This is a genomic window from Roseofilum acuticapitatum BLCC-M154, from assembly GCF_030068475.1.
In the GTDB taxonomy this organism is placed as follows: Bacteria; Cyanobacteriota; Cyanobacteriia; order Cyanobacteriales; family Desertifilaceae; genus Roseofilum; species Roseofilum acuticapitatum.
Genome location: NZ_JAQOSP010000056.1, coordinates 1 through 25,115, shown reverse-complemented (window position 1 = coordinate 25,115; position 25,115 = coordinate 1). Strand labels below are relative to the sequence as shown.

20 protein-coding genes are annotated in these 25,115 nt (G+C 45.8%); 15 read left to right on the top strand and 5 right to left on the bottom strand.

The features are described from left to right. Window positions 1-168 precede the first annotated feature (168 nt). Window positions 169-654 carry an ankyrin repeat domain-containing protein gene (locus tag PMG71_RS07985; RefSeq protein ID WP_283753132.1) on the bottom strand — a complete coding sequence of 162 codons (486 nt, stop codon included), beginning with the start codon at window positions 652-654 and terminating at the stop codon, window positions 169-171. A gap of 16 nt (window positions 655-670) precedes the next feature. Between PMG71_RS07985 and PMG71_RS07980 the strand changes: the two genes are divergently transcribed. Beyond that, window positions 671-1,963 carry a glycosyltransferase family protein gene (locus PMG71_RS07980; protein ID WP_283753131.1) on the top strand — a complete coding sequence of 431 codons (1,293 nt, stop codon included), beginning with the start codon at window positions 671-673 and terminating at the stop codon, window positions 1,961-1,963. A gap of 384 nt (window positions 1,964-2,347) precedes the next feature. Here the strand turns inward: PMG71_RS07980 and dnaG are convergent, their stop codons facing one another. Continuing rightward, entirely contained in the window at window positions 2,348-4,273 is a 1,926-nt protein-coding gene (gene dnaG / locus PMG71_RS07975) for a DNA primase (protein ID WP_283753130.1), read from the bottom strand. 64 nt (window positions 4,274-4,337) lie between these two features. Between dnaG and tftA the strand changes: the two genes are divergently transcribed. From tftA to PMG71_RS07960, 3 genes are all read left to right on the top strand, one after another. Further along, a complete protein-coding gene (gene tftA, locus PMG71_RS07970) occupies window positions 4,338-5,702 on the top strand; it encodes a hormogonium tapered terminus morphoprotein TftA (RefSeq protein ID WP_283753129.1) in 1,365 nt (454 codons plus the stop codon). 261 nt (window positions 5,703-5,963) lie between these two features. Continuing rightward, on the top strand, window positions 5,964-6,311 hold the full coding sequence (locus PMG71_RS07965; protein WP_283753128.1) for a hypothetical protein: 348 nt from the start codon (window positions 5,964-5,966) through the stop codon (window positions 6,309-6,311). A 258-nt stretch (window positions 6,312-6,569) separates the two neighbouring features. Further along, window positions 6,570-7,679 carry a peptidylprolyl isomerase gene (locus PMG71_RS07960; RefSeq protein ID WP_283753127.1) on the top strand — a complete coding sequence of 370 codons (1,110 nt, stop codon included), beginning with the start codon at window positions 6,570-6,572 and terminating at the stop codon, window positions 7,677-7,679. A 107-nt stretch (window positions 7,680-7,786) separates the two neighbouring features. On the opposite strand, the gene PMG71_RS07955 is transcribed toward PMG71_RS07960, so the two are convergent. After that, the gene (locus tag PMG71_RS07955) at window positions 7,787-8,623 is read right to left on the bottom strand and encodes a prephenate/arogenate dehydrogenase (protein WP_347179227.1); all 837 of its coding nucleotides are present in this window, start codon (window positions 8,621-8,623) and stop codon (window positions 7,787-7,789) included. Window positions 8,624-8,753: 130 nt separating this feature from the next. Here PMG71_RS07955 and PMG71_RS07950 point away from each other — a divergent pair, with 130 nt between their 5' ends. After that, entirely contained in the window at window positions 8,754-10,331 is a 1,578-nt protein-coding gene (locus PMG71_RS07950; protein WP_283753125.1) for a pentapeptide repeat-containing protein, read from the top strand. Window positions 10,332-10,500: 169 nt separating this feature from the next. Beyond that, the gene (locus PMG71_RS07945; protein ID WP_283753124.1) at window positions 10,501-10,851 is read left to right on the top strand and encodes a translation initiation factor; all 351 of its coding nucleotides are present in this window, start codon (window positions 10,501-10,503) and stop codon (window positions 10,849-10,851) included. A gap of 78 nt (window positions 10,852-10,929) precedes the next feature. Here the strand turns inward: PMG71_RS07945 and PMG71_RS07940 are convergent, their stop codons facing one another. Then, window positions 10,930-11,595, bottom strand: coding sequence for a HEAT repeat domain-containing protein (locus tag PMG71_RS07940; protein ID WP_283753123.1), 666 nt, complete (start codon window positions 11,593-11,595; stop codon window positions 10,930-10,932). 165 nt (window positions 11,596-11,760) lie between these two features. Here PMG71_RS07940 and PMG71_RS07935 point away from each other — a divergent pair, with 165 nt between their 5' ends. The 4 genes from PMG71_RS07935 (at window position 11,761) to PMG71_RS07920 (ending at window position 18,685) form a co-directional block, all read left to right on the top strand. Further along, entirely contained in the window at window positions 11,761-12,318 is a 558-nt protein-coding gene (locus PMG71_RS07935; RefSeq protein ID WP_283753122.1) for a DUF3011 domain-containing protein, read from the top strand. A 14-nt stretch (window positions 12,319-12,332) separates the two neighbouring features. Further along, a complete protein-coding gene (gene surE / locus PMG71_RS07930) occupies window positions 12,333-13,019 on the top strand; it encodes a 5'/3'-nucleotidase SurE (protein WP_283753121.1) in 687 nt (228 codons plus the stop codon). A gap of 127 nt (window positions 13,020-13,146) precedes the next feature. Continuing rightward, complete coding sequence (locus PMG71_RS07925) at window positions 13,147-18,420, top strand: AAA family ATPase (protein WP_283753120.1); 5,274 nt, start codon at window positions 13,147-13,149, stop codon at window positions 18,418-18,420. Window positions 18,421-18,487: 67 nt separating this feature from the next. Beyond that, on the top strand, window positions 18,488-18,685 hold the full coding sequence (locus PMG71_RS07920; protein ID WP_283753119.1) for a hypothetical protein: 198 nt from the start codon (window positions 18,488-18,490) through the stop codon (window positions 18,683-18,685). Here the strand turns inward: PMG71_RS07920 and PMG71_RS07915 are convergent. Continuing rightward, a complete protein-coding gene (locus PMG71_RS07915) occupies window positions 18,675-20,588 on the bottom strand; it encodes a tetratricopeptide repeat protein (protein ID WP_283753118.1) in 1,914 nt (637 codons plus the stop codon). The two genes, PMG71_RS07920 and PMG71_RS07915, sit on opposite strands and share 11 nt — an antisense overlap. Window positions 20,589-20,881: 293 nt before the next feature. On the opposite strand from PMG71_RS07915, the gene gvpA reads away from it, so the two are divergent. The 5 genes from gvpA (at window position 20,882) to PMG71_RS07890 (ending at window position 24,956) form a co-directional block, all read left to right on the top strand. Continuing rightward, complete coding sequence (gene gvpA / locus PMG71_RS07910; RefSeq protein ID WP_283753117.1) at window positions 20,882-21,100, top strand: gas vesicle structural protein GvpA; 219 nt, start codon at window positions 20,882-20,884, stop codon at window positions 21,098-21,100. Between the two features lie 129 nt (window positions 21,101-21,229). Then, on the top strand, window positions 21,230-22,249 hold the full coding sequence (locus PMG71_RS07905; RefSeq protein ID WP_283753116.1) for a helix-turn-helix domain-containing protein: 1,020 nt from the start codon (window positions 21,230-21,232) through the stop codon (window positions 22,247-22,249). Window positions 22,250-22,260: 11 nt separating this feature from the next. Next, window positions 22,261-23,346: a gas vesicle protein GvpN gene (gene gvpN / locus PMG71_RS07900; RefSeq protein ID WP_283753115.1), complete on the top strand. Its 1,086-nt coding sequence runs from the start codon at window positions 22,261-22,263 to the stop codon at window positions 23,344-23,346. Between the two features lie 75 nt (window positions 23,347-23,421). Then, entirely contained in the window at window positions 23,422-23,760 is a 339-nt protein-coding gene (locus PMG71_RS07895) for a gas vesicle protein (RefSeq protein WP_347179226.1), read from the top strand. Window positions 23,761-23,828: 68 nt separating this feature from the next. Next, the gene (locus PMG71_RS07890) at window positions 23,829-24,956 is read left to right on the top strand and encodes an AbrB family transcriptional regulator (protein WP_283753113.1); all 1,128 of its coding nucleotides are present in this window, start codon (window positions 23,829-23,831) and stop codon (window positions 24,954-24,956) included. Window positions 24,957-25,115 lie beyond the last annotated feature (159 nt).

Genomic DNA, 25,115 nt, shown 5'->3' with positions numbered 1-25,115 from the left:
GGTGGACAGTAGGAAAAGATCCCCCCTTGCCCCCCTTAAAAAGGGGGGAATAGGAAAGTCCCCCTTTTTAAGGGGGATTTTCCGCAAGCGGACATGAAAGGGGGATCAAGATGTCCCACATAAAGCGCGAAAACTGCTGTAACAGCGCAAAGTGCTGTATCCCCGTTCCTACTCCCCTGGCTGAGAGCGCAAGGTTTGTAGCAGTTTCACCATCTCCGTCTGTTTTTCTGCGGAAGCCCAAATCAAAGCTGTCCAACTGTTCTTATCCTTGGCTTTTAAGTCCGCTCCCTGCTCAACCAGGAGCGTCACTACTCCAGTGTGACCTTTAGCCGCAGCAGCCATTAGGGGGGTGATGCCATCGTTACTTTGGGTATTGACATTCGCTCCAGCAGTTAGGAGTTGTTTTACCAGGTCTAAATGACCCCCGGCACTGGCTTCCATTAAGGCTGTCCATCCATCCTCATCTCCTTGATTAACATCAAAGTTGGCGGCAATTAAAACTTGTAAGATCTCCCCATTGCCTGTTTCAGCCGCAGCAATCAAGGCCAGATTTCCCTGGTCACTTAATGCAGTTTTATCGCCAGTTTGAGTTAATGTTTCTACTGTAGGGCGATCGCCAGCTTGGATCGCTTCAATTAACGAGGTTATATCCATATCTGTGTCTGAATCTATGATTGATATTTTGATTCTCTCCAATGGGCCGGGAGAATTAACCACTTGGGTGCGTCCAGTGGTCAAAGAAATTCGCCAGGCTTTAGGAGGCAACAATGACAAGTTTCGCATCTCGGTTGTCTTGTCTCCATGTCCCCATGCGAGTGGTTCGGAAACCCAGATGGCAGCAGCTTTGCCAGGAGTAAACCGAGTTCAAGGGCCGGAAGATTTTATTCCTTTTTTATTGTGGGGCAAAACGGCCCAAAATTGGGAATGGAGCGATCGCGGTCTGGTTATCTTTCTCGGTGGCGATCAATTTTTTACCCTCATGTTGGGCAAGCGGTTGGGTTATCGCACCCTAGTTTATGCGGAATGGGCAGCCCGATGGCAGCCTTGGATCGATCGCTTTGCCATCATGAATCGGCAAATTTTGGACAAGGTAAAGCCGAGTTTAGCCCATAAATTTACCGTTGTGGGGGATTTAATGGCAGACTCAGCCCAGTATAATCCACCCTCAGAGTCTGCCATTAAAGGGGACTTAATTGCCTTATTACCGGGGTCAAAACCGGATAAGTTACGGCCGGGAGTACCCTTTGCTTTGGCGATCGCCCAACTCATCCATCAACAGCGCCCGCAAACCCAATTTATCATTCCCGTTGCCCCCACCCTCGATATCCAGACCTTAGCCCAATTTGGCGATCCCCAATTCAATCCCAGTTTGCACTATTGGCCCACCGGAGAAGCAGAATTAATCGAAACCGGAACTAAGCCGCGCCTAAAAACCACCAGTGGCTTAGAAATTGACCTCTGGACGACTTTTCCCGCCTATGATCTCCTGACTCAATGTCAACTATGCATCACAACTGTGGGGGCAAATACCGCCGAATTGGGGTCTTTAGGCATTCCCATGATCGTCTTATTACCCACCCAACAGCTTGACGCAATGCGGAGTTGGGATGGCATTTGGGGACTATTGGCTCATTTACCGGCTATAGGTTCGAGTATTGCTAAGGCAATTAATAAAGTGATTATCTTTTGGAAACAAAAGCGAGGAGAATTTTTTGCTTGGCCCAATATTTGGGCAAAAGAGATGATTGTGCCGGAATGGGTGGGACATTTAGAGGCTGAAGACGTTGCCCAGCAAGTGATTGAGTATTTAGAGCATCCAGAACAATTACAGGCAATGCGCGATCGCCTCATGAGGGTGCGCGGACAACAGGGAGCGGCTGCACAACTGGCTCGGATGGCGATCGAGGAATTAAATTTAATCAATCTATCTAGAGCCATAACACCCATGAGAAAAAGCCCGTAGTGCGTTTGGATCTCCATTCCCCATTTCTACTAATGATTAACTCAGATCGGGCTTTTTCATATCAAGTCCGGTTTCCGCAAGCGGACATGAAAATTTGTTAAGAAGCGGGCAAGATGCCCACACTCCTCGAATTCTTTGATCTGACTGGAGTGGGAGCATCTTGCTCCCTGGATTTTTAATTAGGGTATTTCCGCTTCTCGGACATGAAAATTTGTTAAGAAGCGGGCAAGATGCCCGCACTCCTCGAATTCTTTGATATGACTGGAGTGGGAGCATCTTGCTCCCTAGATTTTTAATTCCTGAAAGCTTCCTTAACTTTAGTGATAAGACATAATCAATTAAAAATTAAAAATCTGTAATCGTTCAGGGGTGAGCGGTTAGTCTTCAACTGCTGGAGACCAATTCAGAGACCGTCGCACTCCTTAGCCGTTCTAATTCTTGTTCGCGCTGCTTATTTTCAATTAACTGCTGGCTAAAATATTTATACCCTTTTAGATCCAATTTGGGATCAATCTTAGCCAGCCGCTCGGCAGCATAGCGGCTGCGTTTTCGACAGAGGATTTTCTCTAAGGTCAAGGCAGCTTTTTCAATCGATAAAATGGGTTTCTGAATATCAGAAAGATGTTTTTCTTGTAAATACAATAAGGGATGAAATTGATCGCTGTAATTCGGAAAGTGCCCTACCTCATCTTGCAGTTTAGAGACTAACTTGACAGAATCTATGGGTAAAGTTTCTCGTAAACTTTCAATCTGTGACCAGAGGAACCGATGGGGAGCGCATTGGAAGGTGAGATGCCGATCGCCCATAATCTGTAAAAAATACTCACGCGCTTCCGGTGCATGGAGATAAATCCGCAAAATCAGGCTTTCAGTCTCCAACAATAGCCGGTCTTCTGGGGTAATCTTGACCTCAATTTTGGGAACTTTGGGATTATGCTTGGTTTTGGGAATGCGACGCAGACGCTGTATCTGTTTTGCCAAGTCTTCGGCGATGAATTTGAGGCGATCGCCATTTCCTTGGCTCAGATGTTCCGCACAGATATTGATATAGTAGGTGCGCGTCGTCGGATCTTCAATTTTGCTCAGGAGTTTCACCCAAGCTTGCGCCACTTGTTGAAAACCATCAGCCGATCTAAGTTCTTTGCCCTTCAAGGTTTGTTCAATTTGCCAGTCGAGCCATAGGGGAGCATTTTGTATTAAGTCTAGATAAGGCTCTGGACTTCCGGCGGACTTGAGAAACTCATCCGCATCTTTACCCTGGGGAAGATTGAGAATTCTGAGTTGAATTTGCCCTTGATACACTAAATTGGCGACTTCAGAAATGGCTCGTTCCGTCGCAGTAGTTCCGGCTCGATCGGCATCAAAATTGAGGATAATCGATTTTGATGGCGTATAACGCACCAGCTTCTTCACCTGAGACGCACTTAACGCCGTCCCCAAAGATGCGACAACTTCGGAAATACCGGCCGCATGGAGGGCGATCGCATCAAAATACCCCTCCACCACGATCGCCCGATCCTGTTTAGAAATAGCCTTTTTCGCCCGATCTAAACCAAATAACAGATTTCCCTTATCAAAAATTGGCGTTTCTGGAGAATTCAGATACTTCGGTTGCGCGTCGCCAAGCGATCGCCCCCCAAACCCTACGACTCGTCCCTGAGCATCATGAATGGGAATCATCAGGCGATCGCGAAACCGATCATAATAACTCGCTCCTGACTTGCGCTCGATCGCTAACCCCGCTTGCTCCACCACCTTCACCGAATACCCTTTTACCTCTACTAGATAGCGATATAAGGACTGCCATCCGCTCGGTGCATATCCCAACCCGAATCCCTGGATCGTCTCCTTAGCCAAGCCTCGCTGCTCCTTTAAGTAGTTCAACGCCTCCTCCGCTTCCGGTTGCTGGAGGGCATGTTGGAAAAAACTGGCGGCGATCGCCACCACCTCATACAATTGCTCTTGAAGCGATAATTGGCGCTGAAACTCCTCCCTCTCTTCAACATCCAACGTGCGGATCGGCACTTCATAGCGCCGTGCCAGATCTAAAACCACCTCCCCAAACGAGCGACTATCCAACTGTTTCAGGAAACTAATCGCATTTCCCCCCATCCCACAGCCAAAGCAGTAAAACATCTGCTTCGTCGGACTCACCGTAAAACTAGGGCTTTTTTCCTCATGGAATGGACACAACCCCACAAACTCCCGTCCCCGTTTCTTCAGCACCACCCGTTCCGAGATCACCTCGACAATATCAACCCGTTGCTTAATCTCTTCAATAGTATCCGGATGCAGTCTTGGGGTACTCATGGCTGGCAAAACCAAGGATAATATTCACAGTTTATACAGTTTGTAGGCAATTAGAGAATTCAATATGGGCAGGATCTTTCTATCGGCAGGTCATGGAGGATTAGAAAACGGAATGCGCGATCCAGGGGCGATCGCCGGAGGAACCACGGAAGCCAAGGAGATGATCCAACTGCGGGATTTAGTGGTGGCCGAGTTGCGATCGCGCAATATCGAAGTTCTCAGCGTTCCCGACGACCTCAGCGAAGCCCAAACCATCACCTGGATCAACAGTCGCGTTCGCTCTGGAGATATCGCCCTTGAACTCCATGCTAACGCCTTTTATAATCCATCCGTGCGCGGAGCCAGCGTCTTTTACATCGCCAACAATGACGAACGCCGCGCCCATGCCGAATTATTACTCTTAGCCCTTTTGCGTCGCGTTCCCCAACTGCCCACCAGAGGAGCTAAACCCGATAGCAATAGTGGTCTCGGAAAACTGGTTTTTATTCGTAATATTTATATTCCTTCCCTACTGATGGAAGTCGGATTAATCACCAACCCTGATGACCGATCTCTAATCCAAGATCGTCGCCGCGATATGGCCTTGGGGATCGCCGATGGACTCTCCGCTTGGAACCGTAGTCTTAATTCCTCTCCAAGTCCCTCTCCTACTCCTTCTCCCACCCCAAATTATCCTCCCATTAATATTAATATCAATGGTCAAATTTACGGGGAACAAGGCATGATTATCAACGGTAATTCCTATATTCCCATTGATTTGGTTGACCAACTCGGCATTGATTTAAGCCAAGATCCCAATGTGCGCCGGATTAATTATCGCAACATTGTTTATATTAAGGCGATCGAGCTACGGGATTATAACATTTCTGTCGGCTGGGAAAATGCCACTCGGACAGTCGTTTTGCGATCGATTTTGAAACTCTGCCCCGGTGACCTAGACCGAATTATGGGTCACGGGAAAACAACCGAAGTGCAATTGATGATGTTCCTCAAAGCCAATGATGAAAAAGGACTACAGCAATTTCCCGATCTCCCCCGTCTCTACCGCGAGGAAGGAGCCATTGAAGGGATCAATTATGATATTGCCTTTGCCCAAATGTGTTTAGAAACCGGTTTCTTAAGATTTGGGGGCGAAATTCAATCCAATCAGAATAATTTTGCCGGTTTAGGAGATGTAGGGGGCAATGCAGCCGGTGCATCCTTTCCCAGCGCTCGCCTTGGGGTACGCGCCCAAATTCAACAACTTAAAGCCTATGCCAGTACGGAACCTTTAGTTCAAGAATTAGTCGCACCTCGATTTCGATTCGTTACCCGTGGAATTGCTCCTTTAGTCGGTCAACTCAGTGGCCGTTGGTCAGCCGATCCCCAATATGGAGACAGAATTCTAGCGATTTTGCGTCGGTTGTATGAGTCAGCAGGATTGATTTAAATCACAGATAAAAATTGATTAAATCACAGCGAAATTGAAGAGGCGTTCACAAAAATCTCCGAAAGATTAAGAAGATCTAAATAAATCGGTTCATAGCTGAATTGAGCGCAATAATTGGGAAATTCAGGGGATCATAACACTTGAGGAAAATAGTAGTAACAAACACAACTCTTATAAAGTTAAATTGCTAGGATAATACAAAAGTTAACAATCTGTAAAATTGCTCAATCAAAAAGTAACATCGCTCAATGAGGTGTGATTATGTTAAGTGCTGATGATCAAGACAAGCTACAGATTCTAGGGCGTAAATTTAAAGCGTCTAAAGCCCCCTATCACATGATGATCGACAGTTTGCTCAGTCCGGATACGACCTTGCTCTATATGGCTTGTTTACATGATGATGGCCGAATAACGGAAGATGAAAGAGAGCTGCTAGATTGGTTTAAGCAGTTTTCAGCACAATCAGCTCAATTATCTCTTTCCGATCAAAGAGAAATGATAAATGCCGCCTTCCATGGTTATTATTCCTATCGTCATCAGGGACATAAGAGTAAGGCAGTTATGCTGGAAAACAGTGAAGCCGAATCGAGTCAAACTTCTGTGGCTTAAGGCTGCCCTAAATTTAAGATAGATGAGTGTGATAACCGGCGATGACTATCCGCATCACGGGGGAGTTTTGCTGCGCGATTTTCTAGACAGTTGCCGATAGAGGAATGGGAAATCCCTGGGTCTGACCATTTCTCTATCCCCATCTTTAAGTGTTTAGGGGCATAGCTTTGTTGTAGACTAAAGCGTACACCACCCAAGCTTTGATGATGAACCCAGAGCTAATTATTCGTGGCGCGATCGCTATAACATAACATTTCCATGATCCATATCCTCAAGTCCTTATTAAAGACAACCTTAGTTTTCCTCCTGGTCTTAACCTGCTCGGTAGCCCTCAGTGCGCCAACCCAAGCCACTCCTAACCGAGAAAGCCGCCTCCCTGGAGGAGATGCCATTACCGAAGGCGATGCCATTCTCCGCTATGCTCTCCCCATTGATAATCCGACCATTTTTAAGATCCAAGGGGATATAGAATCCATTATTGCCCCCATTCGTGGCAGACGTTGGAGTGCTGCCAGCTCTAGCCTCAGCGAAGCCAGTTTCTTATTGTCTACCCGCAGTGAAGACATTTTAGCCAGTATTTCCGAATCTCGCCGCTCTGAAGCTCAAGGAATTTTAGAACAACTGACCAGCGATCTCAATACCCTTCGGGATCGAGTCGCCGAACAAGACAAAACCGCCGCATTTCCTATACAAGAGACTTGCCTCTCTGAAGTCGAGACATTAGAAAATCTGATGGTGCAAGGGTTTCCCTATGAAGTGCCCTCTGAATATAGTGCCCTACCCCAATTGAAAGGCCGGGCAACCGTAGAAATTGAAACGGAACAAGGAACCTTAACAGCCGTTATCGATGGTTATAATGCTCCAGTAACGGCGGGCAATTTCGTGGATTTAGTTGCTAAAGGATTTTATGATGGCTTACCCATCACCCGTGCAGAAGAATCCTATGTGCTGCAACTCGGAGATCCTCCTGGCCCAGAAGATGGGTTTGTCGATCCCCAGACAGGGGAAGATCGGACAATTCCCTTAGAAATTCGGGTTCAAGGTGAAGTAGAGCCGATTTATGGGTTTACCTTAGAAGAAATTGGCCTCTACCGTGAAGACCCAGTTTTACCCTTTTCTGCCTATGGAACCCTAGGCATGGCTCGCCCGGATAATGATCCCAATGGAGGTTCCTCTCAGTTTTTCTTCTTCCTGTTTGAACCGGAATTGACTCCTGCGGGCTTAAATTTGTTAGATGGCCGCTATGCCGTGTTCGGTTATGTGGTTGAGGGTAAGGAAGTTTTGCGAGAGCTGAAAAAAGGCGATCGCATTACCTCGATGAAAGTGGTTAAAGGTGCGGAAAATTTAGTCCCTGGGCAGACAAGTTAGGGAGATAGGGAGATAGGGAGATAGGGAGATAGGGAGATTATTCCCCATTCCCCCACTCCCCCATTCCCCCATTCCCCTACTCCCCCACTCCCCCACTCCCCCATGCCCTACAAAAACTTGGGTCGCTCTTGCTGGGTGTTCTGTAAGTACCCGTCGATGGCGGCCCAGTTTTCGTTTTCAATCCAGGTGAGGACTCGATCTAAATTTTGGCGATAACTGAGGAGAGAGTCTTTGAGAGCCTCTCGGTTATATTCGGCCATCATCCGCCCTAATTCTGGATTACCTCCCCCCACGCGGCTGGTATCGGCAAAGCCAGAACTGGCTAATTTTTGGGCTAAATCCCTTACGGTGTCTACTGGTTGATCGGCACAGGTAGCAATTAAGCTGGCACTGGCAAAAACGGGTAAATGAGAAATCAAGGCGACGGCGCGATCGTGGTCTTGGGGAGAACAATGATAGACTCTTGATTGTAGCGATCGCACCACTTGGGTCAGTCGCTCTAAAGATTCGGGTGGGGTAGTCTCCACGGTCGTGAGAACATAGGGACGATTTTCAAATAATCCCAACTGAGCTGCACCTAACCCTTGTTCTGCCGTTCCTGCCATGGGATGGCCGCCCACAAAATTGGGCCAAACTGGGGCCAGGGACTCGACAATTGGGGTTTTAACTGACCCGACATCCGTTACAATTGTGGCTGGAGAGAGCCAAGGAAATAACTGTTGGGCGATCGGAACAATTAAACCAATGGGAGTACAAATAAAAATGATCCCCGCCGATTTTAATTGGCTCAACTCAACACTGGCTCGATCCACAACTCCTTGTTCAACGGCTGCCTCACAGGTATGGGGATTACGGCTAACTCCTAAAACTTGCCAACCGAGCGATCGCAAGGTCAACCCTAACGACCCGCCTATTAACCCTAAACCAACAATGCCTATTTTCATCGACTTATCCATTCCACCCCCTTGGGGATGCTGACGACCCACTCCCAACTCCCCATCATCACAGCTATCATACCCGATGGGAAACCTATACTAAAGCCAGTGTAACTCAACCAATCTGTAGGAAACCGCCATGGACGAAGAGGAAGTGCTTAATCGGTACGAAGCCGGAGAAAGAGATTTCATGGGCATCTTGCTCACGGAAGCCAACTTGAGTGGGGTTAACTTGAGTGAAGCTAACTTTAGTGGAGCTAATCTCTGTGTAGCTAACCTCAGTGGGGCTAACCTACAAGGGGCTGATTTGAGTAAAGCAAAACTCAATGTCGCTCGGCTCAGTGGATGTAATCTCACTAAAGCCAATTTTAACCGAGCTATTCTGAATGTAGCCAACTTAGTGCGAGCCGATCTCAGTGGTGCGAGTTTGATTCAAGCGGGACTGATTCGGGCTGAACTGATTCGCGCTCAACTGAGTAATGCGAACCTCAGCAGAGCTAACCTGACAGGGGCGGATTTACGAGAAGCAACCCTGCGTCAAGCCAATCTCAGTGGGGCAAATCTGAGTGAAGTGGATTTGCGGGGGACATCGATGATTGCCGCGAATCTGGAAGGAGCCAATCTCCATGGAACCGACTTGGGACGGGCAGATTTGAGTGGTTCAGATTTGCGGGATGCAGATTTACGCCATGCGAATCTCAGTCGAGCGAATTTGAGTGGAGCGAATTTAAGTGGGGCGAATTTGAGATGGGTAGATCTCAGTGGAACGAATCTCAGTTGGGCCGATTTGAGTGAGGCGAAGTTGAGTGGAACTAATTTGATTGGTGCAGATTTAAGTAATGCGAATTTGGTCAATTGTAGTTTGGTTCATGCGGATTTGACCCAAGCGAATTTAATCCAAGTGGAATGGAGTGGAGCGGATTTGAGTGGGGCAACGCTAACGGGGGCCAAGCTCCATGGGGTGTCCCGTTTTGGCTTAAAAACCGATGGTATGGCTTGCGAATGGGTGGATTTAAGTCCGGATGGGGATCATACCCAGGTTTATCATTTTACGCCGGATGAGTTTAAGCAGTTTTTTAATCCGACTCCGCCTACGGTGAGTATTACGGTGGATGCCCAACTCGATCATGGGGCAGCGTTTGTGTTGTCGGCGTTTTATTATCATATTGCCCAGCAATATCCGGGGATGAATCATCCGCCGAGTGTGAAGGTGGGCTATCGTCGGACGACGTTGGTTTTTCGTTTAGACCGGGATGAGGAGCTGTTACCGATCGCCTATTTAGCGATTTTACCGTTTAAGGATTCTACGGCAACTCAACGTAATATTACGGAAGTGATGGAAATTATTCGCTCTCCAGATATGGAAGATTATTTGACCATTCGAGACCACAAACGCATTAAGCAAATTAGTAAGGCTCTCAGTCAGGTGATGAGTCGAGTGGCACGGGTGAAAGTGGGTGCAGATCTGCCGAAACCAGCCGGTTCGGACGAGTTTTTCTCTGTGCCCACTCAGGTGAGTTTAACCAATTCTAGCGATCGCTCCCTGAATGTTTATTATCATCCGTCTTTTGGTAAGCGCTTGATTAATTCGGCGGCTTATTTTCAGACGAGTGAAACCACGACTCTGAAAATGCAACAGTTATCTGTACCGACGGCGGAAGTGGTGGCGGATTTTATTCGTGGATTTTATATTTTGGAGAAGTTAGGGAATAGTTAAGATCAATTAAAAATTAAAAATTAAAAATTAAAAATTTTCATGTCGGCGACAGCCGAAAAAATTAAAAATGGGGGTGCGGTTGGGGACGAGTGGGGTTGCTCCGATGCTAATACTGACTCGACATTCCACCCCCATTGAATCAGTGTAAACATTTACAGATTGGATTAATATGAGTTCTCAACGTAAGTCAAAGTCGGGCGATCGCTTTGTTTATCAAGAATTTGGGTATGATGGGGAAACCGAGGATCGAGACTCGGTAGATCTTGATGTACCGCCTAATCAACAAAACCTCAAGGTTGAGGTCTCTCGTAAGGGACGCAAGGGAAAAACGGTGACGGTGGTGCAAGGGTTTCAACAGTCTCAGGACACCTTGTCTGCTCTGTTGAAAGAGTTGAAAACCCACTGTGGAGCGGGAGGAACTCTGAAGGAGCAAACCTTGGAAATTCAAGGGGATCATGGGCAAAAAATGGTTACTTTCTTATCACAAAAAGGCTATAAAGTCAAGCGCTCTGGGGGCTGATATCAATTAAAAATTAAAAATTAACAATTAAAAATTTTTAGGTCGGCGACAGCCGAAAAAATTAAAACTTGATTTGGGTCAGAATGTCAGGTTTTCTAGGGCTAAGGTAGCAGCTTCGGCCACATTGGGGTGAGCGTCTTTACTGAGGTATTTGAGGGCGGATTGGCTTTGGCTACAGGGCAAATGACCCAAGGCTTCCGCTAAACGCTGACGTACTAGCCAATCGTCCGATCCAGCAAATTTCAAAATAGCAGAGACGGCGCTGAGGTCTTGGATTTCCCCTAAAGCGGCGATCGCCGCCTGTTGAATCACAACTTCTGCACTATCTAGGGCTTGTAGTAGGACATCATGGGCCCGTTGATCCCGTAGGTTTCCGAGGGAAACGGCGGCGCTAAAGCGTACCAACCAATCGGGATCTTCATAAAACGCCCGCACCAGGGGTTCAAAGGCGCGAAGATCTCGCAAGTAGCCCAACGCACCAGCCGCATCCGCTCGAATGCCATAATCGGGATCGGCTTCTAAAAGCTTGACCAACAGGGGAAAGGATTCTTCTGTGGCTTTGACTCCTAGGGCAAAAATAGCCATGGATCGCACTTGTTGATTGGGGTCATGAAGTGCTTTTTTGATCAAAGGCATGGCTTCAGTTGGGGAGAAATCGCGCAGAGCTAACAGAGCCAGCTTGCGATCGCGAAGATTGTCACTATCGAGTTGGATCTTCAGTTCTTGTAAGCTGGAAGCAGTCATGATTTTAAGAGGCAATAATGATAAATTAACGGGAAACGATTAAGCTATCTAAGCAAATTATAAAGCACTCTTAACCAAACGAATGAGAGAGATCGGCTGGCACTCCCAGACTAAAAGCCTCGTCAGAAACAGACAATGTTAAAATCAACTCGCATTCTATAAATTATGTTGATTAACCCAACTATGCGTCGAGTCTTGCAATCTTGTCTTACTGCGGCCCTCTCCTCTGGTGTAATGGTGGGCATAAGCACGCTTAACCCGCAACCAGCTAACGCTCAAGTTCAATCGGTGCGCTGCGAGAGTCGCGATGCACAGCCAGCCAACTGCCCCATGGATACTCGCAATGGGGCGATCTTAGTTGAACAATATTCTACTGCCCCTTGTGTTGGGAACTGGGGGTTTGGCAATGGGTTTGTTTGGGTGAAAAATGGCTGTCGCGCCCGGTTTGAAAGCAATTATGCCCAAAATCCTGGAGGTGGCGGTTTTTTTGGCCCTCCAGGAATTGATTTTAACGATCCGGTGCGTGGGGGTTCCCGCGAACGAGTGGGGGTTACGTCAGGGATTTATAATAATCAGGGCGATCGCGTCCGCACCGTTTACCGAGGAGAACCCATAATTGTGAACTGGAATAATAGATTCTTCTACGGTGGACGGCAATATGTCCGAGTTCGCACTCAAGATGGCTTAGTGGGTTGGATGATGGCGATCGATGGTAGAAATTAAGACCATTTTGACGGATGATAATTTTAACGAATGATGATGGAATTGATGCTCCGGGTATCCGCGCTCTCCAGAATGCTCTTGGGGGTGAGGGTATCCTTGTTGCACCGACGGTTCAGTATTCTGGCTGTGGGCATCAAACGACCACCCATAAACCCCTGAAGATGGAGGAGCGATCGCCAACTGAATATGCAGTCCATGGTACTCCTGCTGATTGTACTCGCTTGGCGATCGCCCAATTACAGCCCCAACTGGATCAGGAAATTGATTGGGTACTCTCTGGAGTCAATGCTGGCGGCAACATGGGCATTGATGTCTATATGTCCGGAACCGTAGCTGCGGCAAGGGAAGCCGCCATTCATGGCATTCCCGGTATAGCCATTTCCCACTGGATCAAGCGCCCTCTAGAAATCGACTGGGAGAGAACCAGCCAATGGACAGCCCATATTTTATCTAAGCTGTTTTCCCATCCCCTAGAGCCGAGATGCTTCTGGAATGTGAATATCCCCCATCTAGAACCGGGTTCTCCAGAACCGGAAATGGTCTTTTGTCCCTTGAGTACCCAACCCTTACCCCTCCAGTATCGGGTAGAAGCAGGTGAGTATATTTACTGCGGAAATTACGATCGCCGCGATCGTACTCCGGGAACCGATGTCGATATCTGTTTTTCCGGCAAGATTTCCGTCACTCAAGTGCCGATCTGATTGACATCTTCTGCGCCCATATTGAGAATAATACTAATCATAGAGAGCGATCGAGGTATCCTATCGAGTTGGCGATCGCTCTTTGTGATCGGATAGAACTCTTTTCGGATCAGTCACAAATTCAGTCATGATCGATATTCCTGGTTATCAAATCCTCACTCAAATTTACGATAGCTTCAACTCACAAGTCTATCGTGGCATCCGTCAGAGCGATCGAACCCCCGTCATTATCAAAATCCTCAAACAAGATTACCCCACTGCCGCCGAACTCACCCGCTACAAACAAGAATACGAACTCACCCATAGTCTCAATTTAGAAGGCACAATCAGAGCCTACAGCTTACAACCCTATCAAAGAACCCTGGCGATCGTCCTAGAAGACTTTGGCGGCATCCCATTAGCCAACCTCCTCAACCCATCGTCACTCAACTTAGAGCAATCTCTAGAAATCATGATTAAAATTGCTCAGAGCTTAGGAGAACTACACGCCCAAAATATTATTCATAAAGATATAAATCCAGCCAATATCGTCATCAACCCTGAAACCCAACAACTCAAACTCATTGATTTAGGCATCGCCACACCCCTAAGTCGAGAAAATCCCACCCTCAAAAATCCCAACACCCTAGAAGGCACATTACCCTACATTTCACCCGAACAAACCGGGAGAATGAACCGCTCCCTAGATTATCGCACCGACTTTTACTCCCTAGGAGTCCTATTTTATCAACTCCTCACCCATCAACTCCCTTTTCAGACGATAGACCCATTAGAACTGGTTCATGCTCACATTGCCAAAGCCCCCCAACCTCCCCATCAAATAAACCCATCCCTTCCTCCCATCCTCTCCGATATCGCCATGAAACTCATGGCCAAAAATGCCGAAGATAGGTATCAAAGTGCCTGGGGATTAGAATCCGATCTAAAAACTGCACTTAATCAACTTCAACAAACCGGTACAATCCTCTCATTTGACCTAGGTCAAAATGATGTTTCCGATCATTTTTCTATTCCTCAAAAGCTCTATGGTAGAGAAAGAGAAATTGAAACCCTACTGAGTTCCTTCGAGGGAGCAAAAGACCAAAGCGAATTCATCTTAGTAGCCGGATACTCAGGGATTGGCAAATCCTGTTTAGTTCAAGAAATTCACAAACCAATTACCGAAAAAAAAGGATATTTTGTTTCCGGTAAATTTGACCAATTTAAGCGCAATATTCCCTACTCAGCAATCTTAACTGCCTTCAGTCAATTCATCGAGCAAATTTTAACCGAAAGTGAAAGAGAATTACAAGCATGGAAACATAAGTTTCTGCAAGCCCTAGGAAGCAATGGCAACGTATTAATTGATGTCATCCCCGAAATCGAACTCATTATTGGTGAGCAACCGCCAGTAGCCGAATTAGGAGCCACAGAGAGCCAGAACCGATTTAACTTAGTATTTCAAAATTTTATTCATGCGACTTGTAGTCGCGAACATCCCTTAGTCGTTTTTCTAGATGATTTACAATGGGCAGATGCCGCCACACTCAAATTGATTAAATTAATGATGTCCGATGTTAATTTGCAAAATCTTTTACTCATTGGAGCCTATCGAGATAATGAAGTGAATCCAGGTCACCCCCTGGAGATGATGGTCAATGAATTAAGAGAGACTCAAGCCATAATTAAAGAAATAAACCTAAACAATCTGTCTCTACACCATGTGAATCAAATTCTGAGTGAAACCTTAAAGTCTAGTTTAGAAAAAAGCAATTCTTTGGCTGAATTGGTCTTTCAAAAAACAGATGGAAATCCATTTTTTGTTAATCAATTTTTGCTTAACTTATATTCTGAAAAATTAATCAACTTTGATTATGAACAGAAAAAATGGCAGTGGAATCAGCAGGAGATAGAAAGCTGCAACATTACAGATAATGTTGTCGATTTAATGATTCAAAGCTTGAGAAAACTACCGATAGCCACTCAAGACGTTTTGAAATTAGCCGCTTGTATCGGTGCTAATTTTGATTTATCCACGTTATCTATTATTGCCCAAACATCACCTAAAGATACATTTTTAGCTTTAGTCAAAGCCATTCAATCTAGGCTAATTTTAACGGTATCCGAATTAGATCAAGAACTGCTCATTCAAGATTACAAGTTTTTGCACGATCGCGTGCAACAAGCTGCCTATAGCTTAATTGCTGAAGATGACAAAGCTGCTCTGCATTTGAAAATTGGCCGCTTACTCCTGGGTAACTCATCTGAAGAACAGAAAGAAGAAAGGCTCTTTGATTTCCTCGGTCACTTAAATTTAGGCCAAGCACTCATTGAACAAGACTCCGAAAAAGAAGAGTTAGCTCAACTCAACTTACAAGCTGGGGAAAAAGCCAAAAAATCAACGGCCTACAGTGCGGGTATTTTGTATGTGCAAACTGGGATTGGTTTGCTCAACTCTCATTCTTGGGACAGTCAATATCATTTAACTTTAAAGCTTTATATCACAGGCACTGAGTTAGCCTATTTAAATGCCGATTTAGATCGGATGCAAGAGAGAGCCAATCAAGTCTTACACCACGGCCAGACAATTCTCGACAAAATCCCGGTCTATGAAGTGCTAATTAGTTCATATACCGGTCAAGGTAAAATGCAGGAATCTGTGGATTTGGGTAGACAAGTCTTACAGGAATTGGGGGTGGATGTACCCGCTTCTATGAATGCCACGCAAAATAATGAGGCGCTACAAGCTCTCAATCAACAACTCGAAGGCAGAACCATTGAGGAGTTAATCGATCTGCCGATCATGAGCGATCGCCATATCCAGGCCTCCATGAACATATTACATATGCTACTGGCTCCTGTTTTCCAAGGTAAGCCCGATTTACTGCCAATGGTGGGGATCACCATGGTTCGCCTATCCCTTGAATTTGGCAATTCCCCTGCCTCAGTCGTCGGCTATGTTCTCCATGGCTTGGTACTCTGTTCAGTTTGGCAAGAATTAGAAGAGGGTTATGCCTTTGGTCGATTATCCCTGAATTTGCTGGATCGTTTTCATTGGCATAACTTTAAATCTATTGTCCTGAATATGTTTGGCAACCATATTCAACACTTTAAAGATCACTTTCGAGAGACCAGTGCCACTTTATATGAAGGACATAAGTCAGGCTTGGAAACCGGTGATTTTTTGTTTTGTGGATATAGTATCTCCAATTCTTATTTACAAAGATTCTTATTCGGGACTGAACTTGAACCGATGATCCGTGAACTGTTAGACTATCGTCATTTAATGATCTCAATTAAACAGTTTTCTCCATTAGGGTATTTGGATCTCCTGCAACAAACCGGGATAAACCTGAGAGAAACATTTCCTGAACCCCATCGACTGCTGGGAGAAGTCTACAATGAAATCGAGAGAATCCCCAAACACGAAGAGGATCAAGAATTAACAGCGTTGAGCTTACTTTATCTCTACAAGTTGCTTTTAGCCTATTTATTTGAAGATTATCAGTCTGCATTAGAGTATATCAAAATTGCAGAAGAAAATAATTATGAAAATGCAGTGACAGGTATGGTGTGTATTCCCTGTTTTCATTTCTATGCTGCATTAACCTATCTAGCTATTTTGTCATTGGATTCAGACGGAAATAAAAATAGTTACTTAGAACGGCTGGATGTTCACGAAAAAACGGTGAATCAATGGGCGCAGTGTTCTCCCAGTAATCATCTACATAAATGGTATTTGTTGCAAGCTGAAAAACATAGAGTGTATGGCAACAAAGCGGAAGCGATTGCAGATTATGACCGGGCAATATCGGCTGCCCATGAAAATCAATATATTCATGAAGAAGCCCTAGCGAATGAACTGGCTGCTAAGTTTTACTTAAACTGGGGAAAAGGTAAGATTGCCCAATCGTACATGCAGGACGCAAGCTATGCTTATATGCTTTGGGGTGCTTTAGCGAAAGTTAACTACTTAAATCGACAGTATTCAACCTTATTAAGTGCTGTTGCACAACAGAATTTAAATGTTACTAAGACTATAACTGAAACGTCTAGTGGAAAAAATCTATATAAGACCTTAGATATGAAAACCGTGTTTAAGGCGAATCAGATTATTTCTGGAGAGATTGTTTTAGATAAGCTATTGGTGGAGTTAATGAAAATTATCCTGCAAAATGCTGGGGCACAAACGGGCTGTTTGATGATTGTCGATCGAGGAAATTTAATCCTTCAAGCATCGGGAAACATTAACTCTGAAGAAATTGAGGTACTTCAACAATTGCCCATAGAAGAAGCGACGGAAGTTTGCCATGCTATTGTCAATTATGTAGCTAGAACTCAGGAAAGTGTGGTGTTGAATAATGTGTTACAATCCGGGAATTTCACTCAGGATAGTTATATTCAAACCCATCAACCTCAATCAATTCTCTGTGTGCCGTTGGTTAATCAAGGTCAACTTATTAGTATTGTTTATCTAGAAAATTACTTAATAACAGGGGCATTTACGGATAAACGAGTGAATCTTATACAAGTGATTTCTGGGCAAGCGGCGATCGCTCTAGAAAATGCATATCTATACCGCAACTTAGAACAAAAAGTTGAAGAGCGCACGGCGGAACTGGCTTTAGCGAATGCCGAAATTAAAACCTTAAATGAACAATTAACCTCGGAGAATCTCCGCTTGAGTTCCGAGTTGGATGTGGCAAAAAAGATTCAACAGATGGTGCTGCCAAAAGCTACAGAATTAGAGAGTGTGGAAGATTTGGAAATTGCTTGCTATATGGAACCTGCGGATGAAGTGGGGGGGGATTATTACGATATTTTGCAGGAAGGCGATCGCATCAAGATTACGATTGGGGATGTAACTGGCCATGGTTTGGAAAGTGGGGTTTTAATGCTGATGGCGCAAACGGTGGTGCGAACCCTGGAAAATATGCAGGAAACCCGTGCGATCCATTTTTTGGAAATGGTTAATAAAACTCTCTGTCAAAACTTAGAACGGATGAACTCGCATAAGAATATGAGTTTGGCTATTCTTAACTATAAAGAGGGTTTGATGAAAGTGAGTGGACAACATGAAGAAATTATTGTGGTGCGAGGGAATGGAGAGCTGGAGTTGATTGATACTCTTGATTTAGGATTTCCCATAGGTTTAGATTGGCAGATTGGTGAATTTATTCATGAACAAGAGCTGTTTTTAAATTCAGATGATGTGATTATCCTCTATACAGATGGAATTACGGAAGCGGAAAATCTGGAGAATCAGCAGTATGGGTTAGAGCGTTTAACTCAATTGGCTCAAGAGCATAGGCAACATTCAGCCACTCAAATTCGTGACCGGATTATTGAGGATGTACGCCAGTTTATTGGAGAACAGAAGGTTTTTGATGATATTACTTTGGTGGTCTTAAAACAAAAATAGAATAAAACGTCCGGATCGTACTTAGGGTCTCAGTAAAGAGAGTATAGAAGCGTTCTAAATCCTCTCTATGCAAACTCCAATCTCTCTACTGGTTTTCCCTCTACTCTTAGTCAACACGGTCGTCATGACTCCCGTTCCTTCCTCTGAATTACTGAGTCTCTCTGTGGCATCCGAATCCACAGAAGTGGTTTATGGATATGGATACGAGCGTAGAGGAGATGAAGCTCCTAGAGGAGGTACAGGACGACGGCGGATTATGGCGTAGCCTCTCCAGAAGAGGGTAATTGATCCAATTGATATTTTGCATCTTCATAGCACCCAACTCTACCCATACTCAGGCAGAGTTGGGCTGTTTTTTGGAAATCGGCAATCGCTTTATCAGCTTGCTGTCGTTTTAAGTGGGCTAATCCTCGATCGTAATAGGCTAGAGCAAAATCCGATTTATGCTCGATCGCCCGTGAAAAATCGGCGATCGCCCCTTGCAGATCTCCTAAATCCAACCGCGTTAAACCTCGATTATGATAGGGAACCGGATCGTCGGGATCGAGACGAATGGCAATATTATAGTCCTCGATCGCCCCTTGATAATCCAGTTTTTTCCGCCTGGCTAACCCTCGATTTTGATAGGCAAAGCCATCGGTGGGTTCTAGATTAATGGCTTGGGTGCAATCGGCGATCGCCCGATCCTGATCCCCCACATTCGACCAAGATAAACAACGATTCAAATACGCTGCGCCCAACGTTGGCTCAATTTCTAGGGCCTGAGTGTAATCCAGAATCGCCCCCTTATCATCCCCTAAATCCGACAAGACGCTACCCCGATTTACATAGGTAGGGGCAAAACTAGGGTCAAGCTCGATCGCTTCAGTATAATCCGCTTTGGCTCCTTGGCGATCGCCCAATTCAAATCGAATATTACCTCGTTGATAATAAGACTCAGTGAGGTGACTCTCCAGCAAAATCGCCTGGGTAAAATCCTCCAGAGCCAACTGAAGATTCTCCCGATCCTGATGAATCAAACCCCGTTGATAATAAGCCTCACCATTTTTTGGCTGTTTGGCGATCGCCTCATTATACCTCTCCAAAGCCTTCTCTAAATTGCCCTCTTCCACATAGACTTTGGCCTCCTTCAGTCCCGAATTTCTCAACCCCGATAACGATAAACGACTCGATCCCAGGGCGATACCCAACAACACCAAACTTCCTAACACCACACTTAACGGCAACAGATAACGCTTAGTATGTAACGGAGGCACAGGAATAACCGGAGTCGCTTCTTCATAAGCAGGATTTTTTTGCTCTTGGGGGATCGGGACAGGCTTATCGGATAGCACTAAGGGCGCACTACCCGCTTGCTGATTCGCCAAATCCTCCAAGACACTGGTCGCCAATTGATACCGTTCCTTCGTATCCGGAGCGATCATCCGATTCAAGATCCGAATCAAGTCTGGACTCCCCTTCACCCCATCGTACCAATCTTGGGTCGTTTTACCCCTGAGTGCCGATAATTCCAAAAGACTTTGGCCGCTCAGTAATTGAATGCCAACCATGCCTAAAGAATAGATATCACTATTAAAATGGGCTTGTCCTTGGTCTTGTTCTGGAGAAACATAGACCCCCGATCCATTTCTTTGGGCTTTCAACAGTTGTTGTTGAGAGCGCATCACTTGAGTGCCAATCTCCTTAAAAATCCCAAATCCCGTTAGCACCAGGCGATCGTCCGATTTTCGGCGAATTAAATTCGCTGGCTCAATTGAGCGATGGATCAACCCCCGACTATGGATAAACACTAATATTTGTAACACTTCCTCCAATAAACCGATCACTTGAGGTTCTGTCCATTGGGGCTGAGACTCTAATTGCTCGCGCAAGGAAGTACCAATAATAAACTCTTCGACCAAATAAAAACTTTGACTATCCTCAAAATAATCGAGCAGTTTAGGCAGTTGAGGATGAGCGCCAAGACTTTTAAGGGCTTCCGCCTTCTTGTTCAGTAAAATTAGACTGAATTCTAAGGTTTTGGGATTACTACCGGGAAGCTTCAATTGCTTGACCACACATCGAGGATGGCCCGGTAGATGGGTATCTCCCACCAGGTGAGTTTGGCCAAGCTGGTTGGAGCCAAGGGTTTTAATAAATTGATATCGTTGGTTAAGCAGCCGTTCCATTGTGGCTCAGTTCTGATGTTGCTGATTTGGGAAGATGTGAGTTCATTCTGACATACAGGATTATAAAGATCGGTGGGTATAACCCAGGAGTAAAATCTCGGCGAGGAAGCCGAGGGAAAATGGTGAATTTAAGTAAAGTGTAAGAGCATTTTGACGAATAATCCTCCATTGTCCGATAAAATGAATGAATATGAGCCTCTTACTAGGTAACTTGTGATCCATATTACAGTGACCTGACCGGTACAAGCTTGGCTCTCGGAACCATTGCCCAATCAAAACAGGGGAAGATAATTATGGCTGTTGAAAAAGTAAACTCTTCATCGAGTCTCGGAGAAGTCGTCGATCGCATCCTTGATAAAGGTATTGTCATTGATGCTTGGGTTCGAGTCTCCTTGGTGGGAATTGAACTGCTGGCCATTGAAGCGCGTGTGGTCATTGCTTCGGTTGAAACTTACCTCAAATATGCTGAAGCAGTCGGTCTAACCGCCCAAGCGGCTGTTCCTGCCGTCTAACATCAGCATTACACTGACTGGCAGTACATCTAGACTTAGGGGAAATAGAAAACCATTTTTATTTCCTCTGAGCGTGGGAACTGCGGTCTGGGAAAACGGAGTTTCACTAGGGGAGGGGATCAAAAGACTATGGCGCTTATAGATGAATGGCGATCGCAAAGAGAACAACGCCAAACCCAAACACGCGGGCGATCGGAAGCAGTTCAAATTCATATTAAGAACTTAACCGACCAACGTCAAGCAGCAGCAGTACAACTCCAAGAGCAACTGCGCCAGTTTCGCTCGGACTTAGGGCAAGCAGAAAAAGAACGGCGCTTCCAGGGTGAGCAACAACAGGCGAATCTACAAGCTTACACCCAAGAACTCAGAGAACAGATTGAAGATTTTCTAGAAACCTGCACCACGGAACGGTTTCTGATGAGCGATGAAGTCGCAACCCGTCTTCAGGAGACGATGGAGCGGCTGCAAACAGAAACCCAAACCTTTTTACAGACCGCTCGTCAGACTCGTAAACAACGCTACGATCAACTTCAGGAAGATCTAGCCGAGTACATCGAAGATCTCCATCTGCAAATGGAAAGCTATCGCCAAATCTTAGAGCAAAAACGCCAAGAGCGCATCGTAGAGATCGAAGAGAGGCAAAAGGCAGTAAAAAAAACCCTCTCTAGCACTTGTCAACAGCGCCAGGAAAATGCTCAAGTGCTGCAACTAGAACTCGATAGCTTTATCCACAGCTTAAAAGAATATCGCCAGAACCTTTACCAATGGGTTTGGGGAGATACTCCCGTTGCTATTCCCGCACCATCCGCCCCAAAACCTGCCTTTAAATCTAAGCCATCAAAAGCGGCCAAAAAACCAACACCAACGCCTAAACCAGCCCTGGTTGCACCGAAACCTGCCCCGGCAACTCTTCCCACTCCATCCCCAGCTCCCGTACCAGAGGCGGCAACAGGAGATAAAAAAAATGGAAAGAATCTGTCCACGGAAGAAGAACAGGTTTATAATTTCTTACGGAAATCTCCCTCATCGCGATTAACGGCGATCGAAGAAGCCCTAGGGATTAACCGCGTACAAGCAGTAGATACTCTGAGATCGCTGATAAAAAAAGGCATGGTGACTCAGCGCGATCGCCTGTATTCCGTACTCTAACTTAACACCCCATGCCCACCTTACTCAATGCCCGTTCTAGGGGCTTTGTCAATACGCCCACCATTGAGCGACTGACGACTCGCGCCCTGCGCTATCTCCAGTCCGGCTTCTCCGTCCATTTACGCGGCCCCGCAGGAACAGGAAAAACAACCATCGCCTTACACCTCGCAGATTTACTCAGTCGCCCCATCATGCTCATTTTCGGGGACGATGAACTGAAAACCTCCGATCTGATTGGCAACCAATCCGGATATACCCGAAAAAAAGTGGTTGATAATTATATTCACAGTGTGATCAAACTCGAAGATGAACTGCGAAAAAATTGGGTAGATTCACGGTTGACTTTAGCCGCCAAAGAAGGATTTACCCTAGTTTACGATGAGTTTAATCGCTCCCGTCCAGAGGTCAATAATGTGCTGTTATCGACCTTAGAAGAAAAATTGCTGGTACTTCCTCCCAACAACAGCCGATCCGAATATATCCGGGTTCATCCCCAATTTCGGGCCATTTTTACCAGTAACCCGGAAGAATACTGTGGCGTTCATGCCACTCAGGATGCCCTTTTAGACCGCCTGGTAACCTTAAATATGCCCGATCCAGAAGCGGAAACCCAGACGGCTATTTTAGTGGAGAAAATCGGTATTACCCCAGAAGAGGCGCAAACTATTGTGGATATTGTCATGGAGTTTCAGCAGAAAACCGGAACCCAGAAAACCTTGGGTTTGCGATCGGGCCTGATGATCGCTAAAATCTGTCATGAACATCAAATTGCGATCGCCCTTAATCAAGAAGCCTTTCGCGAAGTCTGCGAAGATATCCTTCTCTCCCGCACCGACTTAGACCTTTCAGCCGCTCACCTGGTTCTCAATACCCTCTTCGATCCTGAAATAGCTCCTCCCCCTACCGTGACTGCTCCCCAACCCCCCCAACCCGCACAACAAGTTTATAGCTTCTTACACCAAAGCCAAGGAGCCAAACTATCGGATATCGAAAGTGCAGTTGGACTCAATCGGATAGAAACCGTAAATATTTTGCGCCATTTAATGGAACAAGGCAAAATTCGGCTCAATGAAGAGCGCAAATACATCGCCCAGTAACTCATGGAAGGAAAGGGCAAAACCAAGTTTTTTCCCCATTCCCCCATTCCCCCACTCCCCCATTCCCCCATTCCCGTGCCTGCAAACTCCCGTCCCCTACCCTCAAGCCAAAGTTCCACCCTTGCCGATGTCCTGGAAAGAGTCCTCGATAAAGGAGTCGTCATTGCTGGCGACATCTCTGTTTCCGTGGGTTCTACGGAACTCCTCAACGTCCGCATTCGCCTCTTAATTGCCTCAGTAGATAAAGCCAAAGAAATTGGTATTAACTGGTGGGAGAGCGACCCTTATTTAAGCAGTCAACACAAGCAACTGCAAGAAACCAATCAACGGTTACTAGAGCGCATTGAACAACTCGAAACCCAATTGAAAACTTTACAAGGAACATCTGAAGTTGAACTTCAAACCGGGGAATAATCAGCCCTTGGCTATAGTATTTACTATAAAAAATCCCCTTTCTCTTTATACTTTGCACCTATTCTACTATGGTCGATGTTCCCAAACCCAATCAGCCAGAGCAGATATCCTCTGGGGAAACACTTAAGGAGAAGTTCAAAAAAAATTTATACTATATGGGCTTAGGGGCGATCGCCTCAGCTATAGCTTTCCTGTTCAACACTCTCCATATTCCCGTATCCTGGCTCGTTGGCCCCATGATCTTTGGTCTCATCTGGGCCCTATTTCGAGGTGAAGCACAATCGCTCCCCTCGATTCTATCCATCATCGGTCAAGCCATTATTGCCCTGACCACAGCCACCCGCTTCTCCCTAGACACCCTGGTTTTAGCTCAAACCTATGCCCTGCCCCTCCTCGGTTGTATCCTTATTACCGGAAGCTTAAGCATCTTGAATGGTTATCTGCTGAGTCGTTGGGCTGGAATAGACAAAGCCACCGGTTTTTTAGGCTGCATTCCCGGAGCAGGGCCGAGTTTAGTGGCACTGAGTGAAGATTTAGGAGGAGATGCGATCGCCGTCGCTTTTCTGCAATATCTACGCATTGTCCTAGTATCCGTGATTGTCCCTTCCCTAGTTACCTTCTGGTCGAGTGAAACCATTAGTCAACCGATCCCTTCTCCGGATCTGAGCTACCCCTCCACTCCCCTTAATCCCATTCTCAACCTCAGTATTTTAGCTCTCTGTGGCATTTTGGGTGTCGTCCTAGGAAGGATCGTAAAATTGCCTGCCGCCGTCTTTCTAGGCCCCTTTTTCCTGGGCTTAATCACCTTCTGGACACTCCCCTATCCCCTGCATGTCCCCGCCCCAATTTTTGCTCTCGGTTTGTTACTTTTCGGATTATCCATTGGTCTTAAATTTGATCGACAAGTTGCCCAAACCCTACTTAAATCCATGGTGATTCAATTGGGTTTAGTGATAATTTTGATCGCCATCTGTTTAGGCGTTGGCTATCAATTTCATCAACTCACCCAGATTGACACCTTAACGGCTATTTTAGGCACAACACCAGGGGGAATCAGTTCGATGACAGCAACCGTGATCGAAATCGGAGGTAATACGGGCTTAGTGGTTGCCATGCAAATGACCCGCATGTTCCTGATTTTATTACTGAGTCCCTGGTTAGCAACATCCTTGCTGTCTTCTAAACCCGGTCAATAATTATCGAGTGATATCAAATTCGCTTAAATACCCTAATTAAAAATCCAGGGAGCAAGATGCTCCCACTCCAGTCATATCAAAGAATTCGAGGAGTGCGGGCATCTTGCCCGCTTCTTAACAAATTTTCATGTCCGCTTGCGGAAACCGGACTTGATATGA

Excerpts from the sequence above, each read along its gene's own strand:
- PMG71_RS07945 (WP_283753124.1), top strand. The coding sequence starts at position 10,501 with ATGAGTTCTCAACGTAAGTCAAAGTCGGGCGATCGCTTTGTTTATCAA.
- PMG71_RS07915 (WP_283753118.1), bottom strand. The coding sequence starts at position 20,588 with ATGGAACGGCTGCTTAACCAACGATATCAATTTATTAAAACCCTTGGC.
- PMG71_RS07920 (WP_283753119.1), top strand. The coding sequence starts at position 18,488 with ATGCAAACTCCAATCTCTCTACTGGTTTTCCCTCTACTCTTAGTCAAC.
- PMG71_RS07965 (WP_283753128.1), top strand. The coding sequence starts at position 5,964 with ATGTTAAGTGCTGATGATCAAGACAAGCTACAGATTCTAGGGCGTAAA.
- PMG71_RS07890 (WP_283753113.1), top strand. The coding sequence starts at position 23,829 with ATGGTCGATGTTCCCAAACCCAATCAGCCAGAGCAGATATCCTCTGGG.
- PMG71_RS07950 (WP_283753125.1), top strand. The coding sequence starts at position 8,754 with ATGGACGAAGAGGAAGTGCTTAATCGGTACGAAGCCGGAGAAAGAGAT.
- PMG71_RS07935 (WP_283753122.1), top strand. The coding sequence starts at position 11,761 with ATGTTGATTAACCCAACTATGCGTCGAGTCTTGCAATCTTGTCTTACT.
- PMG71_RS07960 (WP_283753127.1), top strand. The coding sequence starts at position 6,570 with ATGATCCATATCCTCAAGTCCTTATTAAAGACAACCTTAGTTTTCCTC.
- PMG71_RS07980 (WP_283753131.1), top strand. The coding sequence starts at position 671 with ATGATTGATATTTTGATTCTCTCCAATGGGCCGGGAGAATTAACCACT.
- PMG71_RS07955 (WP_347179227.1), bottom strand. The coding sequence starts at position 8,623 with ATGAAAATAGGCATTGTTGGTTTAGGGTTAATAGGCGGGTCGTTAGGG.
- PMG71_RS07905 (WP_283753116.1), top strand. The coding sequence starts at position 21,230 with ATGGCGCTTATAGATGAATGGCGATCGCAAAGAGAACAACGCCAAACC.
- surE (WP_283753121.1), top strand. The coding sequence starts at position 12,333 with ATGATAATTTTAACGAATGATGATGGAATTGATGCTCCGGGTATCCGC.
- tftA (WP_283753129.1), top strand. The coding sequence starts at position 4,338 with ATGGGCAGGATCTTTCTATCGGCAGGTCATGGAGGATTAGAAAACGGA.
- PMG71_RS07940 (WP_283753123.1), bottom strand. The coding sequence starts at position 11,595 with ATGACTGCTTCCAGCTTACAAGAACTGAAGATCCAACTCGATAGTGAC.
- PMG71_RS07925 (WP_283753120.1), top strand. The coding sequence starts at position 13,147 with ATGATCGATATTCCTGGTTATCAAATCCTCACTCAAATTTACGATAGC.
- gvpA (WP_283753117.1), top strand. The coding sequence starts at position 20,882 with ATGGCTGTTGAAAAAGTAAACTCTTCATCGAGTCTCGGAGAAGTCGTC.
- dnaG (WP_283753130.1), bottom strand. The coding sequence starts at position 4,273 with ATGAGTACCCCAAGACTGCATCCGGATACTATTGAAGAGATTAAGCAA.
- gvpN (WP_283753115.1), top strand. The coding sequence starts at position 22,261 with ATGCCCACCTTACTCAATGCCCGTTCTAGGGGCTTTGTCAATACGCCC.
- PMG71_RS07985 (WP_283753132.1), bottom strand. The coding sequence starts at position 654 with ATGGATATAACCTCGTTAATTGAAGCGATCCAAGCTGGCGATCGCCCT.